Source organism: uncultured Aggregatibacter sp. (assembly GCF_901873365.1).
In the GTDB taxonomy this organism is placed as follows: domain Bacteria; phylum Pseudomonadota; class Gammaproteobacteria; order Enterobacterales; family Pasteurellaceae; genus Aggregatibacter.
Window position 1 is genome coordinate 1 of record NZ_CABFLM010000069.1, and the last position, 15,777, is coordinate 15,777.

Consider the following 15,777-nt stretch of genomic DNA (forward strand, 5'->3'; position numbering starts at 1 on the left):
GGTCGTTAGCTCAGTCGGTAGAGCAGCGGACTTTTAATCCGTTGGTCGAAGGTTCGAATCCTTCACGACCCACCAAATTCACTCGTTCTGAATCTATTACTCAAGGCAATTTTTCCTAAATTAAAATACTTTAATGCGCACCATTATCATTCCTTTAAATTTGCTCTAACCGCATTATCCTCTCTCTCCCACTTGAAAAACACATAAAATTCCACCTTTCTTCAAGTCTCTAATTTATGATCTCAATCACAGTTTTGTTAAAACAATTCAGATAAAATAAAAATCCCATATTAAATATAAGGATATGACGAATGACTTCAGCAGAACTTTTCGGTGAAGGAATTAATCTGATGTTCTCAGGGATGGGCTTTGTATTGGTCTTTTTGCTCATTTTAATTTGGGCAATTGGACTCATGTCTAAACTTATCAACCGCTTTTTTCCCGAACCTCTCCCCTCACCCAAAACGCCTTCAAATACCACCGCACTTTCTGCGGCACCTATTGATGATTTTGAGCGTTTGCGCCCTGTAATTGCAGCGGCTATCGCGCACCATCGCCGTACCCAACAGTTCAAATAATAAGGATTTTACTATGACTAAAAAAATTAAAATGACCGAACTGGTGCTTCGTGATGCCCACCAATCGCTTTTCGCGACCCGTTTACGTCTCGATGATATGTTGCCGATCGCGCAAGAATTAGACAATATCGGTTATTGGTCGTTAGAAGCTTGGGGTGGTGCAACATTTGACAGTTGTATTCGTTTTTTAGGGGAGGATCCTTGGGTACGTTTGCGTGAATTGAAAAAAGCCTGTCCGAAAACCCCGTTACAAATGCTGTTACGTGGTCAAAACCTCTTAGGTTATCGCCACTATGCCGACGACGTGGTAGAACGTTTCGTCGAACGTTGCGTAGCAAACGGTATGGACGTGTTCCGCGTATTTGATGCGCTTAACGATCCACGTAATATGAAAGCGGCGTTGCAAGCCGTGCGTAAATTTGGTGCTCATGCACAAGGGACATTAAGTTACACCACCAGCCCGGTACACACCATGCAAACTTGGCTTGATACCACCGAACAATTATTGGAAATCGGTATCGACAGCTTAGTCATCAAAGACATGTCCGGTATTTTGAATCCGATGGCGGCGGCAGACTTAGTGCGCGAAATCAAAAAACGTTTCGATGTCGAATTGCATTTACACTGCCACTCCACTACCGGTATGGCAGAAATGGCGCTGTTAAAAGCCGTTGAAGCAGGCGTAGATGGTATTGATACCGCAATTTCTTCCATGTCCGGCACCTACGGCCACCCGGCAACAGAATCCATGGTGGCAACCTTACAAGGCACTGAATATGACACAGGTTTGGATATTCCGCGTTTGGAAAAAATCGCTGCTTATTTCCGTAATGTGCGTAAAAAATATGCCAAATTTGAAGGTCAGCTACGTGGCGTAGATAGCCGTATTTTAGTGGCTCAAGTGCCGGGCGGCATGCTTACCAACTTAGAAAATCAATTAAAACAACAAAATGCCTCCGACAAATTGGATTTGGTTTTGGAAGAAATCCCACGCGTACGCAAAGATTTAGGTTACATTCCACTTGTTACCCCAACCTCTCAAATTGTCGGCACACAATCTGTTATTAACGTGCTGACAGGCGAACGCTATAAAACCATCGCGAAAGAAACCGCAGGTATTTTAAAAGGTGAATACGGTAAAACGCCTGCACCGGTAGATAGCAAATTACAAGCTCGCGTATTAGAAGGTGCCGCTCCGGTAACTGACCGTCCGGCTGATCACATTGCCCCTGAAATGGCGAAAATTGAAGCGGAAGTTGCCGAACAAGCCAAAGCGAAAGGGATAAAATTAGCAGACAACGCGGTGGACGATGCTTTAATCGTGGCGCTCTTCCCTCAAATCGCTTGGAAGTTCTTAGAAAACCGCAACAACCCTGCAGCCTTTGAACCGGCACCAACCGGCAATGAAAGTGCGGTGGAAAATAAACCTGTTTCTAAAGCAGCGCCTGCAGCCTCCGGCTCCGCCGTTTATACTGTGGAATTGGAAGGCAAAGCCTTTGTGGTGAAAGTCAGTGAAGGCGGCGACATTTCACACGTAGCCACAACAACTCCACAAGCTGCGCCAACCAGTGGTGGCACACCGGTAACGGCGCCAATGGCGGGTAACATTTGGAAAGTCGTGGCAACAGAAGGTCAAACTGTCGCGGCAGGTGATGTGTTATTCATTCTTGAAGCCATGAAAATGGAAACCGAAGTCAAAGCGGCACAAGCCGGTACCGTGCGTGGTATTTGTGTCAAAGCCGGCGATGCCGTCGCGGTGGGTGATACCGTTATGAACCTCGTCTAAGGAGTTACCTATGGATAGCATTATTGCATTAATTCAGGGTATGGGACTGTTCCATTTGCAATGGGGTCAAGCGGTGATGATCGTTATCAGCTTGCTCCTGTTGTGGCTTGCCATCGCACGCAAGTTTGAGCCATTACTATTATTGCCTATCGGCTTTGGTGGATTGTTATCAAACATTCCCGAAGCCGGTCTTGCCATGACCGCATTAGAGAATTTACTTCATCTCGGCTCACCGGAGCAAATTGCCGTAATTGCCGCGAAATTAGGTGTCTCCGCTGATCCGGCACTGATTAAAAACGCCCTCGCCACGGCTTCCGGCTCTACCGTAAATCAACTGGAAGCCTTGTCAATGGACATGGGATACAGCGCCGGGATCTTGGCGTTATTCTATAAAGTGGCTATCGGTTATGGCATTGCGCCGTTAGTGATTTTCATGGGCGTAGGCGCGATGACAGACTTCGGTCCGTTATTGGCAAATCCGAAAACGTTACTGCTTGGTGCAGCGGCACAGTTCGGTATTTTCGCCACCGTACTCGGTGCATTGGCATTGAACTATTTCGGCATTATCGAATTCACGCTCCCGCAAGCGGCCTCCATCGGTATTATCGGTGGTGCGGACGGCCCGACCGCGATTTACCTCACCAGTAAACTCGCGCCGGAATTGCTTGGTGCCATTGCTGTGGCGGCTTATTCCTACATGGCGTTAGTGCCATTGATTCAGCCACCGATCATGAAAGCCTTAACTACAGAAGAAGAACGCAAGATCCGTATGACGCAAATGCGCCATGTGAGTAATCGTGAAAAGGTCTTGTTCCCGGTGATTTTGCTGTTGCTCGTTGGTTTACTTTTACCGGATGCTGCCCCATTGCTTGGAATGTTCTGTTTCGGTAACCTCATGCGCGTCAGCGGTGTGGTAGAACGTTTAAGCGACACCACGCAAAACGCCTTGATTAACATCGTCACCATCGTGCTTGGTTTGTCTGTGGGTTCTAAACTCATCGCTGATAAATTCCTACAACCGCAAACCTTGGGTATTTTGATTCTTGGTGTGATTGCCTTCGGGATCGGTACCGGCAGCGGTGTATTAATGGCGAAATTGATGAACAAATTCAGCAAAAATAAAATTAACCCACTCATCGGTTCTGCCGGTGTGTCTGCCGTACCAATGGCAGCAAGGGTTTCCAACAAAATCGGACTGGAAGCAGATAACCAAAACTTCCTACTCATGCATGCCATGGGGCCGAACGTTGCCGGTGTGATTGGTTCCGCTATCGCCGCTGGGGTAATGCTGAAATATGTGGGTGCCATGATGTAGCTTAAAAACACGGTGAAAAAGCACCGCACTTTTATTCATTTCAAATAAAAAAGCACGCGATTCCCAAGCGTGCTTTTTTCTTTCTCTTCAATTCATTAAAAAAAACAACCGCACTTTTATTGATGCACCTTCCTTTCAATACGTGGCATGATAGGTTTATTGCAACAAACCAAAGAAAAATCATTCACTTGCCGCCAGAAAACTACATAAATCAGTGAAAGTGCGGTACAATCTAGCTCTATTTTTTCCCAGTAAATACCGCCATGACAGAAAGATTTACGCAATATATTCCTCATGAAAATGCGATGTGTGCTTTTGGCAAGCAGCTTATCAACGCCATCTGCCGACTTCCGAGTCAGCAAAACGTTACGCTTTATTTAAACGGCGATCTTGGCGCAGGTAAAACTACCTTAAGCCGTGGCATGATTCAAGGATTAGGTTATTCGGGCAATGTAAAAAGCCCGACCTATACGTTAGTGGAGGAATATGCCATCGGCGAGAAAATCATTTACCACTTCGATTTGTATCGCTTGGCTGATTCGGAAGAATTGGAATTTATGGGCATTCGTGATTACTTCGCAGACAACACGATTTGCTTAATTGAATGGGCAGAAAAAGGGGCAGATCTTCTGTCTCCACCGGATTTGCTGGTTAATATTGGTTATGCAGAAAATGCACGAAATATCGAATTAGTCGCCCAATCTACAATGGGGCAACAAATCATCCAACAACTTACTTAGCAATGTTATCGCACATGAAAATCACAAATATGATGAGATTTATTCTGATATACGGTCTTCTTTTTTGGGCGACACTCGCCTCAGCTAATACTTGGACGATTGCTATCGATCCCGGTCATGGTGGCAAAGATCCCGGTGCTATCGGGCGTAACCTCAAAATTTATGAAAAAAATGTCACGCTATCTATCGCCAAGGAACTCAAAGCCTTGTTGGATAAAGATCCCTCATTCCGTGCAGTATTAACCCGCAACGGTGATTACTATATTTCGGTGCCGGAACGTTCGGAAATCGCACGAAAATACAAAGCCAATTATTTGGTGTCAATTCACGCCGACTCTTCCGAAGCCTCCAATTTACGAGGCGCTTCCGTGTGGGTGTTGTCGAATCGTCGCGCCAACGATGAAATGGGACAATGGTTGGAAGATCATGAAAAACGCTCAGAATTATTAGGCGGTGCTGGTCGCGTATTGGCTTCGCATAATGAAAAATATTTAGATCAAACGGTGTTGGATCTGCAATTTGGCCACAGTCAGCGTGTCGGCTATGAATTAGGTAGCATTGTTTTGCGCCATTTTTCCCAGATCGCCTCGCTAAATCGAGCAACACCACGCCATGCCAGCCTTGGCGTTTTACGTTCACCGGACATTCCGTCTATCTTGGTGGAAACCGGTTTTTTATCGAATTCAGAAGAAGAACTCAAGCTCAGCACCTCCGCCTATCGCAAGCAAATTGCCAAAGCGATTTATAACGGTTTAGTGGAATATCGTCGTAAGCACTTCAGAAATGAACCGAGAATCATTGAGGAGAGCAAGGAAAAAACATCAGAAAAATCCACCGCACTTGAAAACAAAACCGCTGACATTAACGCACCGGACATTCGAGATAGTGGCATTCGTCATAAAGTTAAGGATGGGGAGGCATTGAGTAAGCTTGCCGAAAAATATCACGTCTCCGCTAAAGCGATTTTGGCGTTAAATCAATTAACGCGGAAAGAACTCTTGGTGGGCGAAACCCTTAAAATTCCGGCAACCGCAAAACCGGAAGCCGAGAATAAAAAAGCACAGACAAATAAAACAGAATCAATGAATAAAGGCGCACAAGGGAAAGACGTAAAAAATTCACGTGCGGCTGTTGATAAAGTCACTAAAACGTCCGAAAACAACCCGTCGGATGTGAAAAAAGCCATGCCGAAATTTCATATTGTCAAGCAAGATGAAACCCTTTACTCCATCGCGCGTGAATATAAAGTTTCACCGAATAAACTGTTGAAATTAAACCCGAAATTAAAAGACGGCAAAGTATTCAGCGGACAAAAAATCCAACTGCTTGACGATAATCCAGGGAAGAAATAATGACCATACGTATTTTATCGCCACAATTAGCCAACCAAATTGCTGCCGGAGAAGTGGTCGAACGCCCAGCTTCGGTAGTAAAAGAATTGGTGGAAAACAGCTTGGATGCCGGTGCCGATAAAATTCAAATTGATATTGAAAATGGGGGCGCAAGCCTTATTCGGATTCGCGACAACGGTATTGGCATTGCCAAGGAAGAATTGGCTTTAGCACTTGCTCGTCACGCCACCAGTAAAATCGCCGATCTTGCCGATTTGGAAGCCATTTTAAGTTTGGGATTCCGCGGCGAAGCCCTTGCCAGCATCAGTTCCGTTTCTCGTTTAACCCTCACCTCTCGTACTGCAGAGCAAAACGAAGCTTGGCAGGTCTATGCCCAAGGACGTGACATGGAAACCACCATTCAACCCGCATCCCATCCGGTGGGAACGACAGTTGAAGTGGCAAATTTATTTTTTAACACGCCCGCCCGTCGCAAATTTTTACGTTCCGAGAAAACCGAATTTTCTCATATTGATGAAGTCATTCGCCGTATTGCATTAGCCAAATTTAATATCAGTTTTACCCTCACACATAATGGCAAAGTATTACGCCAATACAAAAGTGCGGTTACGAATGAACAAAAATTAAAACGAGTTGCGGCGATTTGTGGCGATGATTTTATTCAGAATGCGTTGCAAATTGATTGGAAACACGATGATCTGCATTTGTCCGGTTGGGTCGCTACGCCCCACTTTCATCGTCCGCAAAATGACTTCAATTATTGTTATGTGAATGGGCGAATGGTGCGCGATAAAATCATTACCCACGCCATTCGACAAGCCTATGCCGACTATTTAACCAACGAGCAGTACCCTGCTTTTGTGCTGTTTATTGATCTCAATCCCAACGATGTTGATGTGAACGTCCATCCTACTAAGCATGAAGTGCGTTTCCAGCAATCTCGTTTGGTACATGATTTCATCACCCAAGGTATCACCCATGCGTTGGCCTCCGAGCCAATGCCGTTGAATACGCCTTCAACAGAATATGGCGTGGAAGAACCCGCAGGTGCATGGGAAGTTTCCACACAGACAAAACCCAATCGTTCGGCAGCGGGGCTAAATATATTTGCACAACCTACGAATCATTCTGCCAATGCTTACTCGGAAAATAGATATCACGAGCCGCCAAAACAGCGACAAAATCCACCGCACTTTTATGGCGAAACGCCTCCGCGCGAATCAATTACACCAAGCGTATTAAAAGCGCATCAAGCGTTGTGGTCAGATTCTTCGACAACCATGCAAACCAGCGTAACGGAAGTTAAAAAACCGCATACCAATTTCTTGCACGCCCTTGCATTAATTCAACATGAAGCCTTGTTGTTACAGCAAGAACAACGTTTTTACTTGCTCTCGCTTGCGCGGTTGCAACAACTCAAACAAACGCTGAATTTAACTTTGGTGCCAACCTCTCAACCATTGTTAATTCCAATTATTTTCCGTTTATCAGATGCGCAATGGCAGGCATGGGGTCAACAAAAAGCCTTTTTCGAGCAAATCGGCTTTGTTTTTATGGAAGAAGCGGCACAACATAAAATCACGTTACAAAAAGTATCGGCACATTTGCGTCAACAAAACTTACAACACATGATTGTGTCACTATTAAATCAATCTTTCGAAAATTTACCTGAATTTTTGACCGCACTTTTGGCACCTTTAGCCTCTCCGCCAATCACCGTGCTTGCCGATGCGGTAAATTTGCTCACCGAAACCGAACAGTTACTCGCGAAACAGAAGCAAATTCGCCTGTTAGATTTACTCGTCGAAATTGACTGGCAGCCTTATTTAACTCAATTAACCCGCTAACTATGCAGCATTTAGAACACAAACCTTTAGCGATTTTTTTAATGGGGCCAACCGCCTCCGGTAAAACGGATTTGGCGATCCAGTTGCGCCAACAATTGCCTGTGGAAGTTATCAGCGTCGATTCTGCCCTGATTTATCGCGGCATGGATATTGGCACGGCGAAACCCTCAAAAGCCGAACTGGCACTGGCACCTCATCGTTTAATTGATATTTGCGATCCGGCAGAAAGCTATTCGGCGGCAAATTTCCGCACAGATGCTTTACGCGAAATGCAAGAGATTAGCGCACAAGGCAAAATCCCCTTATTGGTGGGCGGCACAATGTTGTATTACAAAGCCTTATTGGAAGGTCTGTCACCCCTGCCCTCTGCAGATGAAAAAGTGCGGTCGGAAATTGAGGCAAAAGCAGCACTTATCGGTTGGGGGGGATTACATCAAGAACTCAGTAAAATCGATCCGATTTCAGCACAACGCATTAACCCGAATGACTCGCAGCGGATTAACCGCGCATTAGAAGTCTTTTATTTAACTGGTAAGACCTTAACGGAATTAACGGCACAAAAAGGCGAGGCCTTGCCGTATAACATTCTGCAATTTGCGATTGCACCGGAACAACGAGAGGTCTTACATCTTCGAATTGAGCAACGTTTTCACAAAATGATTGAACTTGGTTTTCAGCAAGAGGTCGAAAAATTGTACCGTCGTCCCGACTTAAACGAGAACCTGCCGTCTATTCGCTGTGTGGGTTATCGCCAAATGTGGGAATATTTACGCGGTGATTATGACCACGATGAGATGGTTTTTCGTGGTATCTGCGCCACCCGCCAATTAGCAAAACGCCAGATCACTTGGCTACGTGGTTGGACATCACCGATTCAATGGTTGGATAGTTTGCAACCGGCTCAAGCCCTTGAAAAAGTATTAGCATCGGTTTCAACGAAAGCGTAAAACACAGATTGCGCCTAGTGACTTTCAATATAATTGTTGCTATATTGATTCACGGAGGCATACAGCTTGCTGTATTGTTTTAATTCATCATTTTTTACAAAAAGAAGGAAAGAAAAATGGCAAAAGGACAATCTCTACAAGATCCTTACTTGAATGCATTACGTCGTGAACGTATTCCTGTTTCAATTTATTTAGTCAACGGCATTAAATTACAAGGGCAAATCGAATCGTTTGACCAATTCGTGATTTTGTTGAAAAACACGGTAAATCAAATGGTTTATAAACACGCAATTTCAACTGTTGTGCCGGCACGGACGGTAGGACATCATAACACCGCACCACAGCAACCAAGCCAACAATCGCCTTCTTCTGTAGAAACCAACACGGATGCGCCAGCAGAATAATTAAATAGTATAGAACTGCATTAAACGGCATCAGACTGTGTTAACTTAAACTAAAAATGCGGCGAATTCTTAACGTGTTCACCGCATTTTTTCTTTCACCCTTTCGCCAATCTCCACCTCTCATGTTAGATCGCGCCATTCACTACCTCAGCCAAACAATTACGATTTTCCAATACCGTATTGACGTAATTTATTGGCAATTGCCGTATGAGATACCCCCAAACGAGTGGCCAGTTTTCTGGAACTGGGATATTTTGCATAAAATTTATGAAGTACCGCCGCCTCAAAACGCCCAACCATCTCATCCAACGTACTGCCTTCTGTGATAAATTCATCAATAAACGACGCTGTCTCCTGCCCATGGGAATTTTGTGGCGCTAATCCTAAATCCTCAATCTTCAACCGGTTGTTTTGGCATAAAGAACAGGCACGATATAAGGCATTATAAAGCTCACGAAGATTGCCCGGCCAAGGATAGTCTTGTAAATATCGCAAGAGATGCTCATCTAAGTGCGGTGGAAAAATGCCGAGTTTTTCACTAATTTCTTGAATGAACTGATGGCTTAACAGCGCAATATCTTCCTGACGCTCACGCAGCAAAGGCAACGTTAAACTCAACACATTCAACCGATGAAACAAATCATTGCGCATTTTGCCTTGTTCGACATAATGTTGTAACGGCTGTTGCGCCGTACAAATCACACGAACATTCGCATAATGTTCCTCTTCCTCACCCACACGACGAAACGTGCCATCACTCAAAAAACGCAACAACTTCGCCTGCAAGGTCAACGGCAATTCCTCTACGCCATCCAACAATACCGTACCGCCATCGGCATATTCAAAAAAACCGATAAACTCACCGTCTTTATTGCGCCGCCCAAACATTTCCGTTTCTGCATCTTCCCCCGGAATGCCAGCGCAATTCACTGCCAAAAAAGTATGATCACGTCGTTCACTAAAATCATGACACGCCTTTGCGATCACCTCTTTGCCCGTACCGGTTTCGCCTTGAATGAGCAAAGGAGCATCCAGCAAAGCAAACTTTTTCGCTTTCTCAATCACCTCTTGCATTCGTGGATTTTGGCTGACAATTTGTGCAAAAGGATCGGTATTTTTTGAAGTTGTCATATACGTCTCGGAAGTTGAAAAACGGCCTAATAATAACCTGATGAAGAAAAATCGCCAACGCCTTTGGCAAGATTTATTGACAGCTTAGGCAATGGTTTACACGTTCTCTTTTTGCTTAAATTTAACTTGCTCTAAGACTGTGCTACTTAAATGACTGAGCAATTCTTTATGCAATTGTGATAACCGCGGCTTCTCACCGGATTGAAACGCCAGCGGGCGGCAAAATTCCATAGCTTTAATACCTAAACGCGCGGTCAATATGCCCACGCCAATCCCTTGTGCGGCACGCGCTGACAATTTCGCCGTCAGATCTTGTGATAACCAATTCACACCCAAATCCTGAATCAATTCCGTTGCCCCAGCAAACGCCATATTCACCAAGACCATGCGCAATAAGCGAATGCGACTAAAATAGCCCAACTCAATGCCATAAATCCGTGCAATTTGATTAATTAAACGAATATTGCGCCATGCGATGAAGAAAATATCCACCAACGCCAACGGACTAATTGCCACCAACGCCGCCGATTCTGTCGAGGCTTTGGTGATCAATTTTTTGGCTTGTTTATCCACAGGCTGTAGCACATTTTGACTAAATAAATGCAAAATCTCATGGGCGGAATAGGCTTCATGAATTTGTTTTTGCCATTGCATAAAATCAGGGTTTTGCCTATCAATATGAACTAATTTGCTCACGTCTTGGCATAAGCTGACCGCCTGTTGATGTTCGGCAGATGAAAAAACATCTTTAAAATTGACCGCACTTTTCAGCAACTGTTGGCTTTGTGTTTGAATTTCTGCCCGATGACGTAATTTCGCCAAACGTCGCCATTCGCTGACAATCGCCGAGATGCCGAGTAAAATGACGGCACAAGCGACCAAGGAAAAGGCAAAATAAATCCATTGATTTTGTTGCCAGGCATCCACCAGCCATTGTACCGATTGCGCCACAGAGGCGACAAAAAATAAGAGACTCACGCCACCTAATATTTTTTTCCACCAACGCGGTTTCGGTTGCAGACTCTGCTCAAATTGTTGTTCTAACAATTCGCCTTCAAAAATCCCATTCGCCTCCTCTGTGTCAGGTACTGCCTGCGCTTCGTGAAATTCCTGTTTGGCAATAAATGCCGATTGCACATTAAGCTCCTCATTCATATCGCTTTCATTTTGTGTAAACACTTTTTTCTCCACGACCTGCCTCCTACAATTTATCGCCCAACAAAAATTGCAACACCGCATCCATTCGCAAGTGCGGTATATTTTCGCCTTGTTCTAAACGGCGCGGTTCAAATTGGTCGAATTCAAATTTTTGATTTTGCCAAAAATCGGCACTCGGCAATCGTCCCGGCACGCTGCCCGGATAAAGCGTCACTTTCTGCTTATCAGAACAACGAATGCCTTGCAACGCTTTAAATGATTGACTGTTTTGATTCACCACCACTTGCTGTGTTGCACGAATAGACGCAATCGCGGTGTAATCCGTCACAATATCGGCAAATTCGACATAACGCCCGCCTTCTTGCACCAACTGACGCATCAAACCGATTAAATTCGGCAGCTGGTCGGTGGTGATATGATCCGCCTTGGTGGCAATAAACATCAATTTATCAATTTTCGGCGAAAAAAGACGATTTAAAAGATGCCGTTTGCCATAATGAAAATTGCGAAAGAGCTGATGTAGCGCCTGTTGCATGTCGCTAAAAGCTTGTCGGCTATGATTTAACGGTGTTAAGCAATCCGCCAAAATGACTTGTCGATCAAAGGTCTCAAAATAATTTTCGTAAAACCCTTTCACAATATGCTGACGATAATACTCATAGCGTTTAGTTAACACAGCAAAATAACTTTCACTTTTCGCCTCACGCTTTAGCTGTTGCCATTGTGACGCACTCAAATGCAATAATGGGAAGAATTGCAAGGCTGGCGCACCTTCAAGCTCACCGGGTAACACAAAGCGTCCCGGCTGAATAAAATGCAACCCTTGTTTCTTACATTGCCACAAATAATCGGTATAATCTTTGGCAAGTTGCGCCAAAATGTCTTCATCTGCGGTATCAGTCAGCTGAATTTTGGCCACTTTCGTTAACCAAGACTGCGCCAACGCTGCGTGTGTGCCGTTAAGTTGTCGTTGTAATTCCAACGACCATTCTTCAAACCCTAAATCCAATAAGGGCAAATCCAACAACCATTCTCCGGGATAATCAAAAATATCTAAATATAACGTGCCTTTTTCTTTCAAATGACGCAACAAACCATCACTTCGTTGATAACGAATTGCCAAGCGAGTTTCACTCACGCCACGGGTAGATTGCGGCCACATCGGTGGGTCTTGAGACAAGGCATTCAGATTTCCTTCGTAATCAAAGCGCGGGATCGATAAATCTAATTGAGGCACGCGTTGTACCGCTAGAATTCGGTGTTGGCGGGCAGCATCAAAGAGTGGCAAATGCCCGTTATCCACTCGATTAATGTGTAACATTTGATTCATTAAGCTGGTAATAAACGCGGTTTTTCCACTTCTACTCAACCCCGTCACAGCAATGCGTAAGGTCCGATCCAAACCGCGATTAACCAGCTCGTTTAATTCTTTTTGCAGATGATTTAGCATACTCGTCTTCTTAATATATGACGTCAATAATGGAAGACATTATACCGAAAAAATGAAGATGGGCTTAATTTGCTTGGAAATAAAAGAAAAGTGCGGTCAAAACAAGAGAATTTTGAGAAGGGTTTGCTCACGGCGTATGAGGCGAATCAATCACATCGCTGATTAATACGTGATTTCCATAATATTTTTATTCTGCCAAAAAGCCATGTTGATACATAATGCGTTTTGCCGTATCGGACATTAAGAACTGGAAAAATAAACGGGTAATCACATTCTCACTCAGTTGCGCAGCAGAATAGGTCGCCTTGATATTAAATTCAGGTGGGAAAGGATGAAAACGCAGATTTTCATTTGCTAATTTGTACATATAATTGGCGTAACCAATCATCATATCCGCATGATTGTTTTGCAAAATATACTTAGAGGCAATTTCACCTTGCGGAATAACCACGGCACTATTTTCACCGCCGACCAACGGCATAGCACGCTGTTTTAATAAACTACCGGAAACGGGATAGGCTTGTTCTAACAGTTCAAACAGGTGCCAAGTGTAATCCCCGCAAGGATCCGCAATAGGCGTGGAGGTTGCCAAACGCAAGGATTCATCAAACAAAATATCTAATGTATCGCGGTGTTGATAATGTTCGGTATTTAAGGTGGTAAGAATCAGTTGATTAAAGGCGAGGATTTGCTGGTTATAAATACATTTCGTGGCAGATAGGATGTTGATATTTTGCAAATTAGCACTAATAAAAATATCACAGTATTCATCAGCTTCCAGGCGTTGTCGCAACAATCCCGCCGGCGCCAAATGTAAATGAACTTCCACCGGGTTTTTCTGCTTAAAAATCGTCACGAGCTCATTTAAAACATGACGAAAACTGCCTGCGCTAAAAATCGTTAAATTCAACATTTTTTGATCCTATGAAAGCCACTTAATACGCTGTTGTACACAGGGACAAAATGCGTAAATTCATGGTTTTGATAGTGTGCTTCCTGCATCAGCATGGGTAAATGAAATCACTGTGTCAAATTCTCTGCCGTCAACACATCATCAGTTTGACCAAATAACAGGTTTTGCTTATTCATTAACAAAACTTTATTCGCCACGGCAACCACATGATTCAGTTGATGCGTTGTTAATATGACGACGGTTAATCTATGTTCTTTCATCCACTGTTGCAATAACGATAACACAGTATTTTGATTCGCTAAATCCAAAGCAAAGGTCGGCTCATCCAATGGCATTAATTTGCATTCGGAAGCCATGGTGTTTTAGTTGAACGATAACATTACTTAAAAAATAAAGTGGTTGATAGACTAAACCACTTTATCACCGGCGAAGAGATTTCAAACGCGCGAAAAAACAACCGCACTTAATTTCAATCAATACCCTTTTTGATACACCAATTCAGCTAATTTCACGCCTAATAAGGCAATATCAAAGCGTTGTTCGTCTGCCACTAGCCAGAATTGAACGCCATTTTCCACTGCTGTAAGCCCGCCGATATGTAACTTGGCGGCTTCCCCGGCTTCTGCTTCGCCGTTGGTTACCGGTGTGAATAACTGGGTTTCATTGAAATCCACCAACGCATTGTCTTGCCATGCGCTGATTTGTGATTGCATATCCAATTCATAGTCGGATAACAATGTCACTGTTTGCGCCATGCCATAAAACACCGGTACTTGCACTTGATGGAAAATCACATTTGATAATTGAGGGAAGATTTTTTCCACTTGCGTCGCCAAATTTACGGCGTGTTTTGTCGATGGAAACACATCAAAAGCTAAACGTTGCTGTTCTTCGCCAAGCGGAATGCCGTTTAATAACTGCGCCGTTTGACCGGCAAGTTTTGAGACGGTTTCACTGTTAATATAGGAAGCCGGTAATAATGACGTAACTAACACTTGTGATAGGTTTGCATCACGTGCTAATTGTGACACAGAGAAAATGAATTGGGTTACTTGCGGATCAGGCAACGAAACAATGTTACGTTGTAGTGAAGTCAGCTGTTCGTTATTAACACTTGGTACGATCACCGGCACATCATTTAACGTGGCGCATACGCCGTTCAAGTCAATGACCATGCACCCTGCACTCGCGGCTTTGGCAATGTGTGTCGCGTGCGCTAATTCACCGGCGAAAAAAACGTAATCAAAATCAGACCATTCGGTTTCATCTAACGCAATTTGTGCCACGCTTTTATTATTAAAACGAATGCCTTGTTCTTCGGCAAAAGGGAAGAGTTCCACGACGGATACCTTTTCAATTTCTAAACAACTCTGCTCTAATGCTTCTGCTAACTTCTCGCATAAATCAAATTCGGCGACGAGGGCGACATTTAATCTTGTACTCATTTTTCTCTCCGCAGTAAAATAAAAGGCTACATTCTACTGAATTATCACAAGGAAATACAATGACGCCGGCAATTGACTTACTGAAAAAGCACAACGTTCCTTTTACCCTACATCACTACGATCACGATCCTGACAATACCCATTTTGGCGATGAGGCCGCCGAAAAACTTGGTATTAACCCAGACCAATCTTTCAAAACCTTATTGGTTGCCGAAAACAGTGAGCAGAAAAAACTGGCTTGTTTCGTGTTGCCGACCAGCCATATGTTAAGCTTAAAAAAAGCCGCCAAAGCCTTAGGCGTGAAAAAAGTCGATATGGCAGACAAAGATGCCGCCCAGAAAAGCACGGGTTACTTGGTGGGCGGCATCAGCCCATTAGGGCAAAAGAAACGCGTCGCCACCGTGATTGAACAATCCGCCCTCAATTTTGACACAATTTTTGTCTCCGGCGGCAAACGCGGATTAAGCGTAGAACTCGCACCACAAGATTTGGCAAAAATGGTGAATGCGCCGTTTCTTGACATTCTGGATGAAAAATAAAGTGCGGTCATTTTTTTATAGAACCGTAGCGTGCAACTTGTTGCACGAAATTGTGAATGCCAGAAAGGGCTAAATAACGTTCCATGCTTGGTTTGGTCGTGCATCAAGATGCACGCTACGCAGGAAATCATAAATCGTAGCGTGCAACTTGTTGCACGAAATGAATAACGCG

15 protein-coding genes are annotated in these 15,777 nt (G+C 44.1%); 9 read left to right on the forward strand and 6 right to left on the reverse strand.

Annotated features, from left to right (window positions below; all coding sequences use genetic code 11):
- Window positions 1–311: 311 nt before the first annotated feature.
- The 8 genes from QZ106_RS05925 (at window position 312) to hfq (ending at window position 8,969) form a co-directional block, all read left to right on the forward strand.
- Entirely contained in the window at window positions 312–578 is a 267-nt protein-coding gene (locus QZ106_RS05925; RefSeq protein ID WP_295975501.1) for an oxaloacetate decarboxylase subunit gamma, read from the forward strand.
- Between the two features lie 13 nt (window positions 579–591).
- Complete coding sequence (oadA, locus tag QZ106_RS05930; RefSeq protein ID WP_295975504.1) at window positions 592–2,364, forward strand: sodium-extruding oxaloacetate decarboxylase subunit alpha; 1,773 nt, start codon at window positions 592–594, stop codon at window positions 2,362–2,364.
- Between the two features lie 10 nt (window positions 2,365–2,374).
- The gene (locus tag QZ106_RS05935) at window positions 2,375–3,679 is read left to right on the forward strand and encodes a sodium ion-translocating decarboxylase subunit beta (protein ID WP_295975506.1); all 1,305 of its coding nucleotides are present in this window, start codon (window positions 2,375–2,377) and stop codon (window positions 3,677–3,679) included.
- A gap of 263 nt (window positions 3,680–3,942) precedes the next feature.
- Window positions 3,943–4,419, forward strand: coding sequence for a tRNA (adenosine(37)-N6)-threonylcarbamoyltransferase complex ATPase subunit type 1 TsaE (gene tsaE / locus QZ106_RS05940; protein ID WP_295975508.1), 477 nt, complete (start codon window positions 3,943–3,945; stop codon window positions 4,417–4,419).
- Between the two features lie 14 nt (window positions 4,420–4,433).
- Complete coding sequence (locus tag QZ106_RS05945; RefSeq protein WP_295975511.1) at window positions 4,434–5,771, forward strand: N-acetylmuramoyl-L-alanine amidase; 1,338 nt, start codon at window positions 4,434–4,436, stop codon at window positions 5,769–5,771.
- Window positions 5,771–7,618, forward strand: a complete 1,848-nt coding sequence (gene mutL / locus QZ106_RS05950; protein WP_295975513.1) for a DNA mismatch repair endonuclease MutL — start codon at window positions 5,771–5,773, stop codon at window positions 7,616–7,618. The genes QZ106_RS05945 and mutL overlap by 1 nt, the downstream gene beginning before the upstream one ends.
- 2 nt (window positions 7,619–7,620) lie before the next feature.
- Complete coding sequence (gene miaA / locus QZ106_RS05955) at window positions 7,621–8,565, forward strand: tRNA (adenosine(37)-N6)-dimethylallyltransferase MiaA (protein WP_295975516.1); 945 nt, start codon at window positions 7,621–7,623, stop codon at window positions 8,563–8,565.
- A gap of 116 nt (window positions 8,566–8,681) precedes the next feature.
- Window positions 8,682–8,969 (forward strand): RNA chaperone Hfq, encoded by a 288-nt coding sequence (gene hfq, locus QZ106_RS05960; RefSeq protein WP_295975519.1) that lies wholly within the window; start codon window positions 8,682–8,684, stop codon window positions 8,967–8,969.
- Window positions 8,970–9,128: 159 nt separating this feature from the next.
- On the opposite strand, the gene QZ106_RS05965 is transcribed toward hfq, so the two are convergent.
- From QZ106_RS05965 to QZ106_RS05990, 6 genes are all read right to left on the reverse strand, one after another.
- Entirely contained in the window at window positions 9,129–10,100 is a 972-nt protein-coding gene (locus QZ106_RS05965) for a sigma 54-interacting transcriptional regulator (RefSeq protein ID WP_295975521.1), read from the reverse strand.
- Between the two features lie 96 nt (window positions 10,101–10,196).
- Window positions 10,197–11,291: a TIGR01620 family protein gene (locus QZ106_RS05970; protein ID WP_295975524.1), complete on the reverse strand. Its 1,095-nt coding sequence runs from the start codon at window positions 11,289–11,291 to the stop codon at window positions 10,197–10,199.
- Between the two features lie 10 nt (window positions 11,292–11,301).
- A complete protein-coding gene (locus QZ106_RS05975) occupies window positions 11,302–12,708 on the reverse strand; it encodes a YcjX family protein (protein WP_295975527.1) in 1,407 nt (468 codons plus the stop codon).
- A 187-nt stretch (window positions 12,709–12,895) separates the two neighbouring features.
- The gene (locus QZ106_RS05980; RefSeq protein WP_295975529.1) at window positions 12,896–13,621 is read right to left on the reverse strand and encodes a substrate-binding domain-containing protein; all 726 of its coding nucleotides are present in this window, start codon (window positions 13,619–13,621) and stop codon (window positions 12,896–12,898) included.
- Between the two features lie 107 nt (window positions 13,622–13,728).
- Window positions 13,729–13,977, reverse strand: coding sequence for an ABC transporter ATP-binding protein (locus QZ106_RS05985; protein WP_295975531.1), 249 nt, complete (start codon window positions 13,975–13,977; stop codon window positions 13,729–13,731).
- A 117-nt stretch (window positions 13,978–14,094) separates the two neighbouring features.
- Window positions 14,095–15,066 (reverse strand): oxidoreductase, encoded by a 972-nt coding sequence (locus QZ106_RS05990; protein ID WP_295975532.1) that lies wholly within the window; start codon window positions 15,064–15,066, stop codon window positions 14,095–14,097.
- A gap of 59 nt (window positions 15,067–15,125) precedes the next feature.
- On the opposite strand from QZ106_RS05990, the gene ybaK reads away from it, so the two are divergent.
- Window positions 15,126–15,605 (forward strand): Cys-tRNA(Pro) deacylase, encoded by a 480-nt coding sequence (gene ybaK, locus QZ106_RS05995; RefSeq protein WP_295975535.1) that lies wholly within the window; start codon window positions 15,126–15,128, stop codon window positions 15,603–15,605.
- Window positions 15,606–15,777: the final 172 nt, after the last annotated feature.

Bases quoted from the DNA above. Each gene is read 5' to 3' on its own strand.
- QZ106_RS05965 (WP_295975521.1), bottom strand. From the start codon at position 10,100: ATGACAACTTCAAAAAATACCGATCCTTTTGCACAAATTGTCAGCCAA.
- ybaK (WP_295975535.1), top strand. From the start codon at position 15,126: ATGACGCCGGCAATTGACTTACTGAAAAAGCACAACGTTCCTTTTACC.
- QZ106_RS05980 (WP_295975529.1), bottom strand. From the start codon at position 13,621: ATGTTGAATTTAACGATTTTTAGCGCAGGCAGTTTTCGTCATGTTTTA.
- mutL (WP_295975513.1), top strand. From the start codon at position 5,771: ATGACCATACGTATTTTATCGCCACAATTAGCCAACCAAATTGCTGCC.
- QZ106_RS05945 (WP_295975511.1), top strand. From the start codon at position 4,434: ATGAAAATCACAAATATGATGAGATTTATTCTGATATACGGTCTTCTT.
- oadA (WP_295975504.1), top strand. From the start codon at position 592: ATGACTAAAAAAATTAAAATGACCGAACTGGTGCTTCGTGATGCCCAC.
- QZ106_RS05985 (WP_295975531.1), bottom strand. From the start codon at position 13,977: ATGGCTTCCGAATGCAAATTAATGCCATTGGATGAGCCGACCTTTGCT.
- QZ106_RS05925 (WP_295975501.1), top strand. From the start codon at position 312: ATGACTTCAGCAGAACTTTTCGGTGAAGGAATTAATCTGATGTTCTCA.
- miaA (WP_295975516.1), top strand. From the start codon at position 7,621: ATGCAGCATTTAGAACACAAACCTTTAGCGATTTTTTTAATGGGGCCA.
- QZ106_RS05935 (WP_295975506.1), top strand. From the start codon at position 2,375: ATGGATAGCATTATTGCATTAATTCAGGGTATGGGACTGTTCCATTTG.
- QZ106_RS05990 (WP_295975532.1), bottom strand. From the start codon at position 15,066: ATGAGTACAAGATTAAATGTCGCCCTCGTCGCCGAATTTGATTTATGC.
- hfq (WP_295975519.1), top strand. From the start codon at position 8,682: ATGGCAAAAGGACAATCTCTACAAGATCCTTACTTGAATGCATTACGT.
- tsaE (WP_295975508.1), top strand. From the start codon at position 3,943: ATGACAGAAAGATTTACGCAATATATTCCTCATGAAAATGCGATGTGT.
- QZ106_RS05975 (WP_295975527.1), bottom strand. From the start codon at position 12,708: ATGCTAAATCATCTGCAAAAAGAATTAAACGAGCTGGTTAATCGCGGT.